The sequence below is a fragment of the Candidatus Riesia pediculischaeffi genome (assembly GCF_002073895.1).
Classification (GTDB): Bacteria; Pseudomonadota; Gammaproteobacteria; order Enterobacterales; family Enterobacteriaceae; genus Riesia; species Riesia pediculischaeffi.
Genome location: NZ_CP012839.1, coordinates 337,318 through 356,097 on the forward strand (window position 1 = coordinate 337,318; position 18,780 = coordinate 356,097).

At 32.2% G+C, this 18,780-nt stretch carries 14 protein-coding genes, 4 tRNA genes and 2 pseudogenes; 7 read left to right on the forward strand and 13 right to left on the reverse strand.

Annotated elements, in window-relative coordinates:
- Window positions 1-52: 52 nt before the first annotated feature.
- The 7 genes from sucB to sdhC all read right to left on the reverse strand — a co-directional run bounded on the left by sucB (window position 53) and on the right by sdhC (window position 7,353).
- Window positions 53-1,258, reverse strand: a complete 1,206-nt coding sequence (gene sucB, locus AOQ87_RS01640; RefSeq protein ID WP_080626581.1) for a dihydrolipoyllysine-residue succinyltransferase — start codon at window positions 1,256-1,258, stop codon at window positions 53-55.
- Window positions 1,259-1,273: 15 nt separating this feature from the next.
- Window positions 1,274-3,034: a 2-oxoglutarate dehydrogenase E1 component gene (locus tag AOQ87_RS01645; RefSeq protein WP_185751030.1), complete on the reverse strand. Its 1,761-nt coding sequence runs from the start codon at window positions 3,032-3,034 to the stop codon at window positions 1,274-1,276.
- Window positions 3,001-4,041, reverse strand: coding sequence for a 2-oxoglutarate dehydrogenase component E1 family protein (locus tag AOQ87_RS01650; protein WP_080626583.1), 1,041 nt, complete (start codon window positions 4,039-4,041; stop codon window positions 3,001-3,003). The genes AOQ87_RS01645 and AOQ87_RS01650 overlap by 34 nt, the downstream gene beginning before the upstream one ends.
- Window positions 4,042-4,103: 62 nt before the next feature.
- Window positions 4,104-4,847, reverse strand: a complete 744-nt coding sequence (locus tag AOQ87_RS01655) for a succinate dehydrogenase iron-sulfur subunit (RefSeq protein ID WP_080626697.1) — start codon at window positions 4,845-4,847, stop codon at window positions 4,104-4,106.
- Window positions 4,848-4,869: 22 nt separating this feature from the next.
- Window positions 4,870-6,645 (reverse strand): succinate dehydrogenase flavoprotein subunit, encoded by a 1,776-nt coding sequence (gene sdhA, locus AOQ87_RS01660; protein WP_039719694.1) that lies wholly within the window; start codon window positions 6,643-6,645, stop codon window positions 4,870-4,872.
- 7 nt (window positions 6,646-6,652) lie between these two features.
- The gene (gene sdhD / locus AOQ87_RS02795) at window positions 6,653-6,997 is read right to left on the reverse strand and encodes a succinate dehydrogenase, hydrophobic membrane anchor protein (RefSeq protein WP_420885303.1); all 345 of its coding nucleotides are present in this window, start codon (window positions 6,995-6,997) and stop codon (window positions 6,653-6,655) included.
- A complete protein-coding gene (sdhC, locus tag AOQ87_RS01670) occupies window positions 6,985-7,353 on the reverse strand; it encodes a succinate dehydrogenase, cytochrome b556 subunit (protein WP_080626585.1) in 369 nt (122 codons plus the stop codon). Before sdhC ends, sdhD begins: the two co-directional genes overlap by 13 nt.
- Before the next feature lie 1,601 nt (window positions 7,354-8,954).
- Between sdhC and fldA the strand changes: the two genes are divergently transcribed.
- Complete coding sequence (fldA, locus tag AOQ87_RS01675) at window positions 8,955-9,473, forward strand: flavodoxin FldA (protein ID WP_039719696.1); 519 nt, start codon at window positions 8,955-8,957, stop codon at window positions 9,471-9,473.
- 81 nt (window positions 9,474-9,554) lie between these two features.
- On the opposite strand, the pseudogene glnS reads toward fldA, so the two are convergent.
- A pseudogene (glnS, locus tag AOQ87_RS01680) lies at window positions 9,555-11,206 on the reverse strand (glutamine--tRNA ligase).
- 187 nt (window positions 11,207-11,393) lie between these two features.
- Between glnS and AOQ87_RS01685 the strand changes: the two are divergent.
- From AOQ87_RS01685 to AOQ87_RS01695, 3 genes are all read left to right on the forward strand, one after another.
- Window positions 11,394-11,466: transfer RNA gene (locus AOQ87_RS01685), tRNA-Met, on the forward strand.
- Between the two features lie 20 nt (window positions 11,467-11,486).
- Window positions 11,487-11,569 (forward strand) — tRNA-Leu (locus AOQ87_RS01690).
- Window positions 11,570-11,574: 5 nt separating this feature from the next.
- Window positions 11,575-11,645 (forward strand) — tRNA-Gln (locus AOQ87_RS01695).
- An 85-nt stretch (window positions 11,646-11,730) separates the two neighbouring features.
- Here the strand turns inward: AOQ87_RS01695 and fbaA are convergent.
- The 5 genes and pseudogenes from fbaA to dnaQ all read right to left on the reverse strand — a co-directional run bounded on the left by fbaA (window position 11,731) and on the right by dnaQ (window position 17,268).
- A complete protein-coding gene (gene fbaA, locus AOQ87_RS01700) occupies window positions 11,731-12,795 on the reverse strand; it encodes a class II fructose-bisphosphate aldolase (RefSeq protein WP_080626586.1) in 1,065 nt (354 codons plus the stop codon).
- Window positions 12,796-12,806: 11 nt separating this feature from the next.
- A pseudogene (locus AOQ87_RS01705) lies at window positions 12,807-13,984 on the reverse strand (phosphoglycerate kinase).
- Between the two features lie 304 nt (window positions 13,985-14,288).
- A complete protein-coding gene (tkt, locus tag AOQ87_RS01710) occupies window positions 14,289-16,328 on the reverse strand; it encodes a transketolase (protein WP_042524695.1) in 2,040 nt (679 codons plus the stop codon).
- 83 nt (window positions 16,329-16,411) lie between these two features.
- Window positions 16,412-16,484, reverse strand: a tRNA-Asp gene (locus tag AOQ87_RS01715).
- 49 nt (window positions 16,485-16,533) lie between these two features.
- Window positions 16,534-17,268, reverse strand: coding sequence for a DNA polymerase III subunit epsilon (gene dnaQ / locus AOQ87_RS01720; protein WP_039719698.1), 735 nt, complete (start codon window positions 17,266-17,268; stop codon window positions 16,534-16,536).
- A 38-nt stretch (window positions 17,269-17,306) separates the two neighbouring features.
- On the opposite strand from dnaQ, the gene rnhA reads away from it, so the two are divergent.
- The 3 genes from rnhA (at window position 17,307) to AOQ87_RS01735 (ending at window position 18,734) form a co-directional block, all read left to right on the forward strand.
- On the forward strand, window positions 17,307-17,807 hold the full coding sequence (gene rnhA / locus AOQ87_RS01725) for a ribonuclease HI (RefSeq protein ID WP_039719699.1): 501 nt from the start codon (window positions 17,307-17,309) through the stop codon (window positions 17,805-17,807).
- A 145-nt stretch (window positions 17,808-17,952) separates the two neighbouring features.
- Window positions 17,953-18,147: a hypothetical protein gene (locus AOQ87_RS01730; RefSeq protein ID WP_080626587.1), complete on the forward strand. Its 195-nt coding sequence runs from the start codon at window positions 17,953-17,955 to the stop codon at window positions 18,145-18,147.
- Window positions 18,144-18,734: a hydroxyacylglutathione hydrolase C-terminal domain-containing protein gene (locus AOQ87_RS01735; protein ID WP_236858683.1), complete on the forward strand. Its 591-nt coding sequence runs from the start codon at window positions 18,144-18,146 to the stop codon at window positions 18,732-18,734. The genes AOQ87_RS01730 and AOQ87_RS01735 overlap by 4 nt, the downstream gene beginning before the upstream one ends.
- Window positions 18,735-18,780: the final 46 nt, after the last annotated feature.

Here is an 18,780-nt window from a genome sequence, read left to right on the forward strand (position 1 = left end):
CTCTTCTTCTTCATCAAAGATTTCAAGTTTTCTTTTTTTATAACTTTCATGATCATTGATTTATCAACAACAATATTGGATCTTCTAGAATACTTTTTATATTTAACAAAAATTCTATCGCTTCTTTTCCATCAATTATCCTGTGATCATATGAGAGAGCTAAATACATCATCGGAAAAATCTTTATCTTGTCGTTCTTAATTACAGCTCTTTTTTGAATAGAATGCATCCCAAGTATTGCGCTTTGAGGGGGATTAATCACGGGGGTCGACATCAAAGATCCGAAGATGCCACCGTTGGTGATTGTAAAACTACCACTCTCTAAGTCTTTTATTGTTAAACCATTTCTTGTGCTTTTTTTAACGATACCTTTTATCTTATGGTTTATCTCTACTAGATTAAGATCTTCAACTCTTCTTATGATCGGAGTGACCAACCCTCTATCGGTTGATATTGCTACATTAATATCGATATGATTATGATATAAAATGTTGTTTTTATCAATCGATGCGTTTATCTTTGAATACTTTTTCAAAGAGATCACACAAGCTTTTATAAAAAAAGTTATCATTCCTAATTTCAATCCGTGTATCCTTTCGAACTCTTTTCCATACATCTTCCTCATATTCATGACCGGTCCCATATTTACCTCATTGAACGTCGTCAATGTGACAGAATTATTTTTGGAGTATAATAAACGATCAGAAATAGATCTTCTGATTCCCGTCATTGGAACGATTTTATATTTTGAGGATTTCTCTTGCACTGATTTCTCATGAGGGAAATAACCTTTTTTTTCTGACAAGTGATCTTTTTCATTCATTTCTGTCGATTTTATAAAGAGTTTTCCATCGTCTTCTTCATATTTTTCCCTATCCTTTAAGATTCTTCTACGATCAGAAGGAGATAGAAAAACTTCGTTTTTTTGATTTTTTACTTTTTTATGAAGATTTCGAAGATACCTTCTTTTAAGTGAGATATCTCTTACTTCGATGTCACTTTCGAGATCTTCATCAGAAAGTATATAACCTATGATTTCACCCGATCTCACTAAAGATCCAGAATCTTTTAAGATTGATTTTAAAATACCAGATTTCGGAGAAACTATTTCTAAAACTACTTTATCCGTTTCAACTTCAACTAACGTCTCATCTTGTTCTATCAGATCTCCTAGTTCTTTCTTCCAACTCAATATTTTAGATTGAACCACAGATTCTGAAAAATCTGGGACTAATATTTCATATTCATGAGTTTTCATGTTCGTTTAATGATGCTAACCTGTTAAGGCTGATTGTACGATATGTTTTTGTTTTAATCGATATCTTACACGATCTCCTTCGACTGAGGTCGATAACTCTGATCTTCCAAAATATGAAAGATTTGCGTAGGATGGAATAACTTTCTTGATATATTCTTTTATATAATTCCAAGCCCCTTGATTTTTTGGTTCTTCTTGACACCAAATGAAATCAACCACACATGGATATTTTTGAATCTCTTGTTTTAACTCTTCGTTTGGAAAAGGGTATAACTGTTCGATTCTGATGATGGCAATTGTTTTGTTGATTTTTTTTATTGATACATTCCTTTCTTCTAAGAGTTCATAATATATTTTTCCGCAACAAAGAATCACTCTTTGTATTTTTTTAGAAATACTATATTTTTCATCTTCTCCAATAACTTTACGAAATCTTCCACAGGCTAATTCTTTTAGTCCAACCAGACAATCTGGATGACGAAGTAAAGATTTTGGAGAAAATACAATTAAAGGACATCTTTGATCTCTATCAATACAACAGTGTTCCAACAATGCATGATATATCTGAGATGGGTCAGAAGGAACAAAAATTTTCATGTTTTTTTCTGCACATAATTGAAGATATCTTTCTACCCTTGCAGAAGAATGATCAGGTCCTTGTCCTTCGTATCCATGTGGTAAAAAAATGACTAAGTTGCTCTCGATTCCCCATTTCTTATTTCCGGAACTTATGAATTGATCGATCACAACCTGAGCAACATTGGAAAAATCACCAAACTGTGCTTCCCATACCGTTAATGAACCATTGTGTACCAAAGAATATCCGTACTCAAAAGCTAGAGTAGATTCTTCAGATAAAACAGAATCCCAAACATTTATAGTTCCAATACAGTTACTAATCTTCTCTATTGAAAAGTACTCTTTTCCATCTATCTGATCATATATTCTAAAATTCCTTTGAAAAAAAGTTCCTCTACTTACATCTTCTCCAGAGATACGAACGTCAAATCCAAGTTGTAACAAAGTAGAATATGCTAAAATTTCAGAAGTTGCCCAGTCACATAAGGACTCTTTTGTCGCAATTCTTGATCTATTTTGGAGTATCTTATCTACCATCGGATGCAACATGAAATTTTTTGGTACAGAACTAATCTCTTGCAACGTTTTTTGTAAGTTTTTCACTCCTATTATAGAATTAGAACGTATCTTCAGATTCTTAAAATCAGTTGGATGTTCAACATCATTTATAAAATTGATTCCATAAGATGAAAAGGAATTTTCTTTCAACTTTCTTCTATAAGAACCGATCATATCTTCAACATCTTCGTGAGTGATTATATCGTTTTTAATCAAACTTTTCGAATAAATTGATCTGGATGTTTCATGCTGTTCGATGATATGATACATCACCGGTTGAGTAACTTTCGGGTCATCGATCTCGCTATGACCTCTTCTACGATATCCTATCAACTCTACTACGACATCTTTTCGAAACTTTTCTCGAAAATCTAACGCTATTCTAGAAGAGAACATGACAGCCTCTATATCATCTGCATTGACATGAAAAATAGGAAACTGAGTAAATTTAAAAATATCTGTGCAATATCTAGAAGATCGCAAAAATCTCTCTTTAGATATAGTGAATCCTATCTGGTTGTTTAATACAATTCGTATAGTACCACCGACGCTGTATCCATCAATCTTGTAGAGATTGATGGTTTCTTGAACGATCCCTTGTCCAACTACAGAAGCATCGCCGTGTATAGTAATCGGCAAAATTTCTTCCTCTTTTTAAATCTATCCATATAACCTCGAGCGATCCCCATGACAACAGGATTAACGATCTCTAAATGAGAAGGGTTAAAAGATAGGTTCAACTTGATCGTCTTTCCATTTATATTAAACTTTGAGAAGCATCCGTAATGATACTTTACATCTCCAGATACCTTGTAATCTTTTACTTCATCTTTAAATATCTTGTTTAAAGGTTTTCCAAATATATTCGCTAAAACATTGATTCGTCCACGATGTGTCATACCTAATATAATTCTATCAACCTTCTTATTTCCAGAAAAAATTATCATATCTTTCAACATCGGTATCAACACATCGATTCCCTCTAACGAGAACCTTTTTTCTCCAGGATATCTTATTTCCAAATATCTCTCAAGTTCTTCTGCAGCAATCAAATCTGAAAGAAATCTAACTTTTTCAGAAAAGTCAAACGTATTTTTCAAACATACCCGTTCTTCTAACCTTTTTTGAATCCAATCTCTTTGTATTTTATCTTCTATATGCATGTACTCAACGCCGATTGAAGAACAGTAAACTTGATTCATATGCAGAATAGATTTTTTCAATTTATCCAAACGATTATTAAATACCTTTCTTCTATATATTCTCGTCATCGAAAGATTTTTCAGCTTTTTTAAAAAAAGATCCTTGATTCTATTTTCTACATTTTTTTTTAACTCGATAGGATTTACACAAGATTCCAGATGTCCATTCGTTCGAAAACATCTTTTCATACGTTCTAATATATTTTTTTCCTTTTCTAAGAAGAGTTGATAGTATAGATTTTCTTCCATTTTATGTGCATATCTTGCACCTTTTCGAGATGTATTTCTTTCTGAAAGGTGTACAGCCTTTCCTTTATGAAGGAAATTTTTATAAATATAAGGTGATGCTTCTTTCGTTCCATCACTACATCTTTCAATATATGAAACGTTTTCTATCGGTAAAATAACATTTTTAAAAATTTTTTTTTGATTTTTTTCATTCATTATTCAGTACTTATACGAACCTTAATATAAGAATTTAAATAAGCTAAATTTCAAACTTTCTATTATGTTAGATTTAACATATTCTTTAAAAGCATGATTTTTATTTTTCTGATAGCTCTGTTAGGATTTAAATTCTTAGGGCAGGAGGAGATACAATTCATAATGTTGTGACACTTAAACACTTTGAAGGAATCTTGTAGATGATTCAATCTGAAGTTTTTTCCATGATCGCGATCATCCGATAAAAATCTATATGACGTTAAAAGTCCAGCAGGACCGATAAATTTATCCGTATTCCACCATACAGAAGGACAAGAAGAAGAACAACAAGCACAAAGAATACAACCATATAAACCATTTAGCTTATTTCTCTGTGAAATGCTTTGTATATGGTTCCTTTTTTTTATACAACCATTTTCGTTGTTTTCAATGATGTATGGAAAAATTTCTTTATATCGATCGAAAAAATCGGACATATTTACTACTAGATCTTTCAGGATAGTAAATCCAGTCAAAGGTTTTACAACAACTTTTTTACATTTTTTTAAAAGATCTTTTATGGAAGTAATACATGCAAGTCCATTACGTCCATTAATGTTCATCCCATCTGATCCACACACTCCTTGTCTACAAGATATTCTAAAACTAAAGGTGGGATCTTTTTTTTTAATTTTAAATAGTACATCCGATAACATCATATTTCTGATCTCTTCCATATTAAAGAAGTAACTTTCCATGTAGGGAGAATCGTGAATATCCTGATTGTATCGATATATGGAAAATTCAAGATGGTTATTTTTTCTCATAGCTCTCGTATTACGTATACAACTAATAATTTCTTTCTTTCGGAAGAAACGGTTTGCAAAATTTCGTTTGAACATTGATTCTTCTCTTCTTTATTTTGTTTTCTGAAAAATATAAGGTATGAAATAGCCAATCTTGATCGTTTCTTTTCGGATAATCGGTTCGATAATGTGCCCCCCTACTCTCTTTACGAAATATTGCAGAATGAGCAGTAGCAATTGCCGTTTCCATTAAGTTATCTATTTCCAAACATTCCACTCTATGTGTATTGAAACAATTCGTATGATCTTTCAATCGAGCTCGATTCAATTTTTCTCTAATTTCCTCTAATTTTTTCAATCCTACTGTCATACTTTTCTCTTCTCTAAATACGTAAAAATGATCTGTCATACATCTTTGTATATCATCTCGTAAATCAGTTGGATCTTCATAAAAATTAATTTTTTTTCGATTCCACTTGTTCAATCGATCAAAAACAATCTCCATATCGGATTTACGGGCACTACGAAAATTTATTCTTTCTTTGATAAATTTTTTTACAGAGATTCCAACAGTTTTTCCAAAAACTATCAAATCTAAAAGGGAGTTTCCTCCTAATCTATTTGCTCCGTGTACTGATGTACAAGAGACCTCTCCAACTACAAACAATCCAGGAATAATCTTATCTTTTCCAGAATTATCCATCGTTATAGCTTGTCCAAAAACATTACATGGTATTCCTCCCATCATATAATGACAGGTTGGAACTACTGGAATATCTGATTCTTTTGGATTAACATGTGCAAATATTTTAGACAGTTCGAGTATTCCGGGTAATTTATTCTCCAATTTCGTCAAGTTTAGATGCTTAATTCTTAATTTTACATGAAATCCTTTTCCAGAAGAGTTTAGAAAACCTCTATTTTCTTGAATTTCTTTTAAAATAGATCTTGAAACAATATCCCTACTTGCAAGATCTTTCATGATCGGAGCATATCGATACATGAATTTCTCTTTCATATTGTTTATTAAATAACCTCCTTCCCCTCTGCAACCTTCTGTAATTAATATCCCAACATCTGCTATTCCAGTAGGATGAAACTGCCACATTTCCATATCTTGTACAGGTAAACCTGCCCTGATAACCATCCCTATTCCATCACCTGTATTAATATGTGAATTGGTTGTTGGATAATAAACTCTACCAGCTCCTCCTGTAGCTAAAATAGTTGATCTAGCGCAAAAATAGACAATTTCACCATCATGTATATTCATTGATATACATCCTACAACATCGTCATCCTGATTTTTTATAAGATCTATAGCATACCATTCCGAATAAAAAACAGTTTTATTTTTTATGTTTTGTTGAAATAATGTATGTAATATAGCATGTCCGGTCCTATCTTCGGCAGAAGCAATACGGAAAGCTTTTTCTTGACCAAAATTTTTAGTTTGTCCTCCAAAAGATCTCTGATATATTTTTCCATTTTTTAATCTAGAGAACGGTACTCCCATATCTTCCAGTTCAAGAACAGCATCTGGACCGTTCTTGCACATATGTTCGACAGCATTCTGATCGCTAAGGTAATCTGATCCTTTAACAGTATCGTACATATGCCAAATCCATTTATCTTCATGCACATTTCCTAAAGAAGCTGCTATTCCACCTTGTGCAGATATCGTGTGAGATCTGATTGGAAATACTTTTGTAATAACCGCACAGGATAGTCCAGACTTAGAAATTTCTAGAGCTGCTCGCATCCCCGACCCTCCAGCACCAATTATGATAACATCAAACATTTTTTTAGAAAATTTCATTTGATACCTAAGATAAGCAGAGAATACTAATTATGTAAAATAGATAAAAAAACAAGATAATACACATAATAAAATAAATTAATACCCTAATTTTCTTGCTCTTAAAGTAATCCGTTAAGATATTTTTTATACCGATATAAGAGTGAAAAACTATTGATATGATTGAGAATATCGTTAAAACTTTTGTTAGTTTTTTTGAAAAAAATTCTTTTAAAAGGATGTGATCGATTTCTTTCTTTAAGAAGAAAATCAAAACGTAAGAAAAGTAAACAAGCAACACGAAGGAAGTAATTCTTAAGAATATCCAACCTTTTATTCCAGAAATATTTTTTTTTCTGTTCACAGGAAACACAACAAGAAGAATATAACAAAAGTAGAAATGATTGTCAGAACTGAAGATACTTTGGATATCGTTATACTATATCCTATGATATTAAAATCGATCAACATATGCCTTACTCCTGACAAAACATGATATATAAAAGAAATACAGAAGATATAAAAAATAATCTTAGAAGAGCATGATCGAAAAGAAAGAACAGTAAAAAATTTCTCTCGGTATTCTACCGTACAGCAAATTTTTTTTACGATCCACATTAAGAAGAAAATATTCATGATTCCAGATATGCGATGTAAAATAGAGACCATAGCATTGATAGGAAGTTTTCTTATATCCAGATCTAAATTGATCAAATTTTTCTTATTCATTTTTAAAACATGTTTCGTAAGTTTTAACTATCATCTTTAAAACCTAACTGATCATATAAAAATTAAGATAGATTAGTTGTTTTAGAGGATCTTTTCTTTTGAATCGATCAAAAGTCAACTGATTGATTCATAAAATCATAAAAAAATAAAATATAGCTCGTATGTTTTACAAAAACTTCTGAAAATACATCTTTATGTTGTTTGATCTATTTAATTTTCCTATTTATACAAGAAAACTACCATATATCTTTTAAAATATTTTATATGTTAAATAAAGTTATCTTTAGAAAATCTTTTATTATCTATAGAAATAGTCTCCTTAAAGATTATAACAGAAGTACATATCTGCTCGATATTTTAATAAATATGATTTAGAATAACAAGGTATTAGTTCTAAAAGCATTCTTATTTTTTAAGAGAAAAGAATAAAATATTATGTACTGAATGATAAAAATTTTCACGTCATTGAATATGGTTATCATCAATTTAATTATCGAATTTTCTATAAAGAAAAAAAATAAAGATAATCGACAATAAAATATTATTTAATCCAATAGATTATCGATGATAATTTCTAAATCTTATGAATTATTTTTGAAATATTGCACCATTTTCAGAATACTTTCATGAAAGTCAGATATTCAACAAGATGTGCAAATCATTAGAATATTTTTCTAAACAAGTATGAAAGATCAATATATTTTTAATTGAAATAATGAATTTATTAATATTTATTCCCTATATATGTCTTACTTTCAGAATAGTTCATAGAATAATTCATCGAAAGATAAATTTTTAAAAGATGTTGAAGTTCTTTGAATATATGAAAGAAAAATTATTTTAAATCTATTAAAAATTTTAAAAATATACGCTTATTAATGTATAAGTTTAAAATTTTTAATTAACTCAATAGATTCCCCATTAAACCTTTAAGTTTCAACGATGTTTCTATTTTTTTGATAAAAATTTAAGGAAGAATTACAGAATGATATGAGTGATTATATTGACTCATTAACGATTTTAAAAGTACGATTTTAATTAACACAAATATTATTCAAATGACTTTAATGTAACTGGATGTATAATAAATAATTTTAAAAAAAAATCACAGAATTCTATCATATTAAGAATATTTTATATTTTATAAGTTCCGATAAACTTTTATGGCTTAGGGATTATCTTCAGAAAGATATTTGTTCATTGTTAAAGTGGTTAGATTATATTTTACACAATATTTTTAACTATCAAATGATATATCACATTCACTCATCAAAAGTAAGATTAATTTTAAACGTGTATGAACAACTATTGTATGTTAGAATCTATAAATTGAGGAATATAAAATAACGTTATTACATATTTTGAATAACGATTTCAAGATACTTTAAATTGGCTTTTAACTTATTATTCGTGAAAAATCTTTAATAAAAAGTTGTCAATTTAATTTTGTTTTTAGAATTACCTTATATGAACAAAAATTGCAATGTATATGACATAAGTTTCTTAAGAATTTTAATAAATTTCTGAAGATATAATCGACGTTCGTTTAAAAACAGATGTAGAACTTTTGTAATAAAAAAATTAAATTTTTGGAGATAAATATGAGAAAAATAGGAATTTTTTTTGGAAGCGATACTGGAAACACGGAAAAAGTCACAAAAATCTTAGCGAAGAACATAAAAAAATTTAATTATATTCCAAAAATATATAATATAGCGCACTCTAAAAAAGAACACATAGAGAATTTCGACATTCTTCTCTTCGGCATTCCAACATGGTATTACGGAGAAGCACAATGTGATTGGTATGACTTTTTTAGAACATTAAAAAAAATTGATTTTACAGATAAATACGTAGCTATTTTCGGTTGCGGAGATCAAGAAGATTATCCAGAATATTTCTGTGATGCAATGGGAATACTAAAAGAGATAGTTGCGAAAAAAGGTGCTAAGCTGATAGGAAAATGGCCGATAGAAGGGTATATTTTCCAAAATTCCAAAGCTTTAGAAGATAAAGAAAATTTTGTTGGATTGGCTATCGATGAAGATAGACAACCTGAACTAACTGATCAAAGAATAAAAAATTGGATAAAATTAGTTTTAGATCAGATAAATTTATAAATTGTTTCATATTGTTAAAATCCTTCATTAATCCCTAAAAATAAAGAACATCAATATATTTTAAAATTTATCTTCATTTATTCATTTCAAACTTACGATATGATTAATTGTCAATTTAAGATTTTTAATATAGTTACTATCTGCATCGATACAGAAATATCCTTCTCTCTCTAACTGAAAATGTTGTCCTTTTTTAAAGGATAGTATTTCAGGTTCAACAAATCCCATTTTTAAGATCATAGAATTCTCATTAATTAGCTCAAGAAAGTTTTCACCTGGATTAGGAACTTTGAATAGATGATCAAACATTCTAAATTCTGCTCGTACTCCATATGTGGCATTTACCCAATGTATTATCTTTTTCACACGATTAGAACGACTAGAAAATCGACCAAAAGATTCTTTTTCACAATGACAATAGATAATGATTTTTCCTCGATCTTTACATATCCGATCGATCGTTATCGTACAAGCATGTCTTAGACGGAATTTTTCTCCTAAGATAGAATTACTTAATTCTACGTTTCTTCCTTCAAAAAAATCGAATCTATCTACGTATAGTTTATTGTTAAATTTAAGAGACTTCTTACCAAACTTCCTATCCTATCTTGTGGATGTTTAAATACATCTAAATCGTATTCTTCGTTATCTCCCATATTTTCTATGATTAGTTTAATAGGATTTAGAACTCCCATCATTCTTGGTGAAACCTTATTCAAATCTTTTCGAATACAAGATTCTAAAACTTGCATTCTAATAGTACTGTTCTGTCTGGTCACTCCGATTTTTTGACAGAACGAACGAATTGATTTAGCAGTATAACCTCTACGGCGTAATCCAGAGATGGTTGGTAATCTAGGATCTCTCCAAGATTCTACTATCTTTCGTTCGACCAATATGCTGATCTTCGTCTTTGACATGACCGTATATTCCAAATTTAAACTTGAAAACTCATATTGCCTTGGTCGATGAGAGATGCTAATATTATCCAGTATCCAATCATATAGTATCCTATTCTCCTGAAACTCTAATGTACATAAAGAATGCGTAATTCCTTCTATGGCATCCGAAATGCAATGCGCGAAGTCATATGTAGGATAGATTCTAAATTTCTTATCCTTCGAGATAGGTGAATCATATGTCCCTTTTATACGATACAATACAGGATCCCTGAGAATCATTGATGAAGAATTCATATCTATCTTAGCTCTTAAACAGACCTCACCCTCTTCAAATAATCCACATTTCATTTCTTCAAACAGATTTAAATTTTCTTCGACCGTACGATTACGATAAGGGCTATTTCTTCCTGAGTGTTTAAAATCCCCCCTATATCTCTTAATCGAACTATGATCCAAATGATCGACATACGCTAATTTCTTTTGAATCAATTCGACGGCATACCTATAGAACGTTTCTTGATAATCTGAAGCATACCGTATCTTCCCGTTCCAACTGAACCCTAACCAACTGATATCTTCCTTGATAGCGCGAACATATTTTTTTAAAGTTTTTTGATCCATAGGGTTAGTATTATCAATACGTAGATTACATTTGCCACGATAATCCTCAGCGATACCAAAATTTAAGCAGATTGATTTAGCATGACCAATATGAAGATATCCATTAGGATACGGTGGGAATCGAGTATGAACCACAACATCTCGATCTTTTCTAATTTCATCTCTTATGATGTTTCTTATAAAATTTTTTGAAGTCAAACTTCTCACCATCTTCTTGTAATCTCTCGTTTATTTCGGATCAAAACCGCAGTTGACATGTAATAGGGTTATCAATCTCGTTGTGAAACGTCTATTTTTTTGTTATCATATCCGTGAAAAAAGATCGGTTCGTTGACATCATGACATGTTAAACTTCAATAACCGATAATTTAGCAATCTCTTATTTTAAAAATGATCAGGCTACGTAGCTCAGTTGGTAGAGCACAGCATTCATAACGCTGAAGTCACAGGTTCAATTCCTGTCGTAGCCATGTTCGACCTCAATTGGTCTGCGGGAATGGCGGAATGGGAGACGCACTAGACTTAGGATCTAGCACCAGTTTGGTCTTGCGAGTTCGAGTCTCGCTTCCCGCAATGAATGGGGTATAGCCAAGAGGAAAGGCACCAGGTTTTGATCCTGGCATCCCTGGTTCGAATCCAGGTGCCCCAGAAAGGACCAATCTGACATGATTATTGAGGTTCCATATCTTACTTTACGATAAACTAACTTGCTGTTTTACTTTCCGATCGATATTTCATATACACCGCATGTTCAATAAGGATCGTTTGATTCTGTTTATCATAGATAGTTGAGATCGTCTTATCCAAGATCTTGGATCGTAAAATTTCTTATTTGGATTAAATTCTCCGAGAGGATTCCCAAGTTGACCCTTTAAGAACTGTTCATTTTCTCCATAGTAATTGAGTACTCCGAGCCAAGTTGCCCACTGAATATCTGTATCGATATTCACCTTAACCACTCCATAATCGATCACCTTTCGTATCATCTTCGCAGAACATCCTGATCCTCCATGAAAAACGAAATTGATTCGATCATTTTTAGCGCTTGAACCTATCTTTTTTTGAGAGATCTCTAATATTCTGGGATCGAGCTGTACATTTCCATCTCGATACACTCCGTGAACATTTCCTATTGAAGCAGCTATAATGAATTTGTTGCTTATCTTACTTAACTCTTCATAAGCATATAAAACATCTTCAGGACTAGTATATAAGGAACACTTTTTTAAATTTTGATCTACTTTAACACCATCTTCCTCACCGCCAGTACATCCTAGTTCAATTTCTATGGTCATTCCTATCTTGCTCATTCTTCGAAAATATTCTGAACATATCTGAACATTCTCTGATAACGATTCTGATGAAAGATCGATCATATGAGAGGAAAAAAATGGTTTTCCATATTTTTTATGATGTTTTTCACCGAATTCTAATAATTCATCGATCCATGGTAAATTTTCTTTTGAACAATGATCCGTATGAAGTATCACTGATGCGCCGTAATGTTTTGCCATCTGATGAACATGGTTCGCTCCAGATAAAGATCCCAATACAGCAGACCTATGACTATCTAATCTCAATCCCTTCCCAGATATGAATCTAGATCCTTCATAAGAAAACTGTATAATAATTGGAAGATTGAACCGAGCAGAACTTTCTAAAGTAGCATTTATTGAATCCGTTCCTATACAATTAATCGCAGGAATAGCAATCTTTTTTCTTTGACAAGTAGAAAAAACTCTCTGTACGTCGTTTCCAAGAATTACACCATGATTTAATTTATCGAATATTTCGGACATACAAGATTCTCCTATTGATGATGTGAAAAAAAATGATTTCTTCTAAACCTAGAAACTATAGGAATTTCTCTTCTCTCTATATATTTCAAAAAAGCTCCTCCCCCAGTGGAAACATAAGAAATTTTATCAAATGCATTGAACGTTGAAATAGCTGAGACAGTGTCCCCTCCTCCAGCTAAAGAAAAAGCTTGACTGTTTGCAATAGAATCGATCAATCTTCTGGTACCGTGGGAAAAGTTTTGAATTTCAAAAATCCCTAAAGGACCGCTCCAAATGATAGTTCTTGCTCGTTTAACCACCTTAGAGATATGGTCAACGGTACGATCCCCTAAATCAACAATATACTCGTCATCTTGAATAGATCGGATGGAATGGATCTGTTAAAACATGCTGCTGTTTCAGATATTTCGTTTGATACCTTCACATCTACCGGAAGAAATATCTTTGAGTTATTTAATATTCTCTTCGATTCTGAAACTAATTTTTTTTCTACCAGAGATTTTCCAACTTTGATTCCAGAAGCTTCGATTACAGTATTTGCTACCCCTCCACCTAACACTACTATATCTGCTATCTTAGATAGCTGTTCGATAACGGTCAACTTACTAGAAATCTTCGATCCACCTACTATCGCAACTGTTGGGGAGACAGGATCGCTTAAGATTTTCGATAAGTTATCTACCTCTTTAGAGAATAGAAAACCAGCGCAAGAGATAGGAGCGTATTCTGCAACCCCATACGAAGAAGATTCTTTTCTATGAGATACTCCAAAGGCATCCATCACGAAAATTTCACATAACTTCGCATATCTTTTAGAAAGGGACGGATCATTATTTCTTTCCCCTTTATTAAAACGAACGTTCTCGAACATACATATCTCACCACTTCTTGGTATAAAATCATCATCAAGATAATTGCGAATCAAATTCACTGGAACGCCTAGGGTGTCACCTAAGAATTGAGAAACTATCCTTAACGAAAATCGATCTTCATATTTTCCCTCAATGGGTCTTCCAAGATGGGACATCAACATTATGGTAGATCTCTCGGAGAGAGCATACTTAATGGTCGGCAAGGTAGAAATTATCCTATGGTTTGATATGATCTTTGAAGATCTTATCGGAACATTAAAATCACATCGAATAAGCACCTTCTTCATTCTTATATCAACAGATTTAATATGAATCATCTCATTTTTCTCTCAAAATATTAAACTTTCACGTTGTATTGAACTTTTTCACGTACTGTGTTGATCGGACATAAAAGCAGACAACCGACTCTAAAAGATCATTTTACACAATTAATTTCCATAGAAATTTACAGAACGGACTATCGCTTCTATGATAGAAGATATCCACCTATAAAATGATCAAAGATGATCTTCTAAGTTTCAAGATATTTTAGTAGTTATCTATTAATTTATAAAGATAATATGGAGTGTATCAAATAACCTTAATCCATTGAACTTTTATATAGAATCTAAGGAGATTTCATCAGAAATCGGTCCTTCGCATTCGTATTCGTTCATTATCGCTCATGTTGAACAATTTCTTGGCTTTTTTAACAATGTTAGAAACTGTCAACCCCATATTTTCGAACAGAATATCTCCAGAAGCAGAATACCCAAAAGAGTTAATCCCTATCACTATTCCGTTTCCCCCGATATATCTATACCAGAAATCTGTACTTCCCGCTTCTATAGCTATCTTATAATGAGTTGAATCGGAAGAAATAACTTTCTTTTGATAGGAAAATTTCTGTCTATCGAAAACATCAGAGGATGGCATCGATACTACTCTTACCGTATATCCTTCTTTAACTAAAATGTGATAAGACTCTACTGCTAACCTCACCTCCGATCCTGTAGCTATTAATATGAGTTCAGGAGAATCACTATTTTTTTTTAATATGTATCCTCCTTTTGAAATCTCCGCAATTTGTTCATTATCTCTACTTTCTTGAAAAAGAGTTTGTCTGGAAAATATTAAAGCGCTTGGACCATCTTTTCTTTCCACAGCTAATCTCCAAGATACTGCTGATTCTACTTGATCACAAGGTCTCCACACGCTGATATTCGGAGTAGTTCTTAAATGAGTTAACTGTTCTATCGGTTGATGAGTTGGACCATCTTCTCCAACACCGATGGAATCATGTGTATAGACAAATATGCTTCTGACTTTCATCAACGCAGCCATCCTCACTGCATTTCTAGCGTATTCTACAAAAGTTAAAAAAGTCGCTCCGTAAGGTATGAATCCACCATAGATAGAAATTCCATTTATGATTGCTGACATTCCAAATTCTCTAGCTCCATAGTGGATATAATTTCCAGAAAAATGATGATCAATTGACTTGGATGTGGTAGCTTTTGATAGGTTACTAGGAGTTAAATCGGCTGATCCGCCAAGAAGTTCAGGTAATACTTCGTAAAGTATTTCCAACGTATTCTTTGATGCTTGTCTTCCAGAAACATCTGAAGGATTTTTTTGAAGAAATTGAACGAAAGAATTCATCTTTTCCTTCCAACGTTCCGGAAGTTGTTTTTTCATCCTTCTAGTCAGTTCTCGAAAAAGTGTTGGAAACTTTTTTTGATAGGAAGAAAACATTTTGAACCATTTTTTTTGTATTTTTTTTCCTTTTTTTCTCGCACTAAAAGATCTGTATAAATCCTTCGGTATTTCAAATTCTTTATATTTCCAATTGAACCTTTTTCTCATTTCTACGATAGATTTTTTTCCGATAGGAGATCCATGAATCTTTTCTGATCCAGATTTAACAGGTGATCCATATCCGATAATTGTCTTACAAATTATCAAAGAGGGTCGATCACGTACACTCTTAGCTTCATTTATAGCTAGTTTTATCTTTGATACGTCATGTCCATCGATATCATCAATCACATGCCATTTGTAAGAAGAGAAACGAAGCGCCGTATCGTCAGTAAACCATGTCTCAATTTTTCCATCTATTGAAATTCCATTACTGTCGTAAAAAACAATCAATTTTCCTAGTTTCCAAGTTCCTGCCAAAGAACAAACTTCATGAGAAACACCCTCCATAACACATCCATCGCCTACAAAAACATAAGTATAATGATCGATGATTGGGTATTTCGGTTTATTAAATTTCTTTGATAGAATCTTTTCAGCAACAGCGAATCCGATGGCATTTGCGAGTCCTTGTCCTAAAGGTCCTGTAGTTGTTTCCACACCGACTGTGGATCCATATTCTGGATGTCCAGGAGTTTGAGATTGAAATTGACGAAACTTTTTTATTTCTTCGATAGATAGATCATATCCTGTCAAATGTAACAGACTATAAAGAAGCATAGATCCATGACCATTAGATAAAACAAACCTATCTCTATTAATCCAATTCGGATCAGATGGATTATGATTGAGATAATTTCCCCAAAGTACGGCGGCAATATCAGCCATTCCCATTGGTGTCCCGGGATGCCCTGAATTCGCTCTTTGTATGGCATCTACACATAAAAAACGTATAGCCTTAGCGAAAGTTCTATCGTTATTCATCTTCGATTTATGAACGTTCTGTTAATAGATTAATGAAGGGTAAAAATATGCTCAACATTGTACGACGCTTCTCGATACAATCTCGGTGCGGACGGGACTTGAACCCGTGACCTCCGGCGTGACAGGCCGATATTCTAACCACTGAACTACCGCACCAACTATAAATAAATCTTAAAACCTTAAAAATATCAATATGTAAACATATCTACCTTTGTCTCCACAAAGGTTTTCTTCCTATTTTTTTTTCGATAGAATCTAAAATGAGTTCATGAGAGCAATTCTCCTCTGAATTGGCATATAATACAAAACTTTTACCTATCCTTTTACTTTCCTCTTGAGATTTATCAAAACGATACTTTTTCTCTTTCATCTTGATTGAAAAATCGAAATGAATCTGTCCTCCTGTCATCAATTTATATACTTCTGCTAAGATCTTTGCATCGATAAGAGCTCCATGTGAACGTCTTATCGACCTATCTATATGATACCTATCGCATAAGGCATCCAAGCTGTTCTTTTTTCCTGGAAAAATTTTTCTAGCCATAGATAAACTATCTGTTATCTTACAAATCTCGCTGATCTTACAAAAATTGTATCCTATCTTTAAAAGCTCATAGTTAATGAAACCGACATCAAATGATGCATTATGAATAATCAGTTCCGTACCATCAATAAAATTAATAAAATCATCCACTATTTCAGAAAATAGTGGCTTATCTTTTAAAAAATCATCGCTGATTTTATGTATCTCGAATGCTTTTAAATCGACTGATCTCTGTGGATTAATATAGGTATGGAAAACATTTCCAGTCAACTCCCTATCTATCATTTCTACAGCGCCAATTTCGATGATATTATGTCCTTCATAAGGATAACCATAAGAATTCATACCGGTAGTTTCTGTATCAAGAAATATTTTTCTTTCAATCTTCGCATTCATTGAACATTTACGTCGTGAACATATTTTCAAACAAATTAATGAATTCAAAATCTTCGAAAAGAGAAGTTCAAATTTTTTCTGATGGTTCTTGTATTAAAAATCCTGGGCCAGGGGGATACGGGACGATACTTAGGTATTATAAGTACGAAAAGATATTAAGTAAAGGATATTTTCTTACAACCAACAACAGAATGGAACTGATTGGAGTGATCATTGGTTTAGAATTGCTCAGATACCCTTGTAACGTTATTGTGACTACAGATAGCAACTATGTGTGTCAAGGAGGGACTAAGTGGATATATCTTTGGAAAAAAAAAAATTGGAAACGTAGCAATGGATTACCCGTTTCGAACATTGATTTATGGAAAAGGATGGATACAATTGTTAAGAAGCATAAAATTAAATGGAACTTAATTAAAGGTCACTCTGGACATTTAGAAAATACATTCTGTGATAAGTTGGCGAAAAGAGCTGCAAACAATCCTTCTCAAGAGGATCGAGAATACTTAGAAATATGCCTCAATAAAGAACAGATTTAAAAGTTTAATCTACGATATTTCTACAAGATTCGGAGGTATATCAAAAATTTTTTTCAAAACAGATATATATTTTATAGATCATTTAGGTTCTTTTCGTAACAGATAACAGCAACTTCAATACGCCTCCATCGTCAAAATTACGAGCATGAGATTATTTTTTATTCGATCTTTTGAAGATAACTATATTTGGATATTAGAAAACAAAAAAACGTGTGTGATCGTCGATCCAGGACAATCTGAAAAAGTTTGTCATTTCCTACATAAAAGAAAATTTCTTCCGATCGCGCAATCCTTATCACACATCATCATGATGATCATGTTTCTGGAGTATCACAGATAAAAGAAGAATACCCAAATATCGAAGTATTCGCACCGGAAGAAGTTCGGTCGAAAGAGATAACGTATATCATAAAGAAAGAGCGAAACCGCATTGATCTTCCATATTTCTCTTTCAATACATTTCATGTGCCTGGACATACTTCTGGACATCTTCTTTATTATGAAAAACCCTATCTGTTTTGTGGAGATACATTGTTTTCTGGAGGATGTGGAAAGATTTTTGAGGGAACTACACAGCAGATGTTTCGATCGATCCTCCTCATTAAATCTTTTCCACAGAACACATTAATCTGTTGCGCACATGAGTATACGGTTAAAAATTTAAAATTTGCGAAATTGTTACTACCGAACGATAATCATATCAAAAGATATCTCGATCATTCTCAAAAAAGAGTTTCAAAATTTTTACCAACAGTTCCTTCAACTTTAGAAGTTGAAAAAAAAATCAATATCTTTTTGCGATGTGGCGATGAAAATATAAGAAGATCATTGAAAAAAGTTGGTATCGAATGGAGAGGAATAGATTCCTTAAAGACAGGAGAACATGAAACTTTTTCTATACTTAGAAAAATGAGGGATCGTTTTTAGATAGATTAAACTGACTGTGACATATTAATTCATTAGAATGCTTAAA

Bases quoted from the DNA above. Each gene is read 5' to 3' on its own strand.
- sucB (WP_080626581.1), bottom strand. From the start codon at position 1,258: ATGAAAACTCATGAATATGAAATATTAGTCCCAGATTTTTCAGAATCT.
- AOQ87_RS01650 (WP_080626583.1), bottom strand. From the start codon at position 4,041: ATGAATGAAAAAAATCAAAAAAAAATTTTTAAAAATGTTATTTTACCG.
- AOQ87_RS01655 (WP_080626697.1), bottom strand. From the start codon at position 4,847: ATGAGAAAAAATAACCATCTTGAATTTTCCATATATCGATACAATCAG.
- sdhA (WP_039719694.1), bottom strand. From the start codon at position 6,645: ATGAAATTTTCTAAAAAAATGTTTGATGTTATCATAATTGGTGCTGGA.
- sdhC (WP_080626585.1), bottom strand. From the start codon at position 7,353: ATGAATAAGAAAAATTTGATCAATTTAGATCTGGATATAAGAAAACTT.
- fldA (WP_039719696.1), top strand. From the start codon at position 8,955: ATGAGAAAAATAGGAATTTTTTTTGGAAGCGATACTGGAAACACGGAA.
- fbaA (WP_080626586.1), bottom strand. From the start codon at position 12,795: ATGTCCGAAATATTCGATAAATTAAATCATGGTGTAATTCTTGGAAAC.
- tkt (WP_042524695.1), bottom strand. From the start codon at position 16,328: ATGAATAACGATAGAACTTTCGCTAAGGCTATACGTTTTTTATGTGTA.
- dnaQ (WP_039719698.1), bottom strand. From the start codon at position 17,268: ATGAATGCGAAGATTGAAAGAAAAATATTTCTTGATACAGAAACTACC.
- rnhA (WP_039719699.1), top strand. From the start codon at position 17,307: ATGAATTCAAAATCTTCGAAAAGAGAAGTTCAAATTTTTTCTGATGGT.
- AOQ87_RS01730 (WP_080626587.1), top strand. From the start codon at position 17,953: ATGAGATTATTTTTTATTCGATCTTTTGAAGATAACTATATTTGGATA.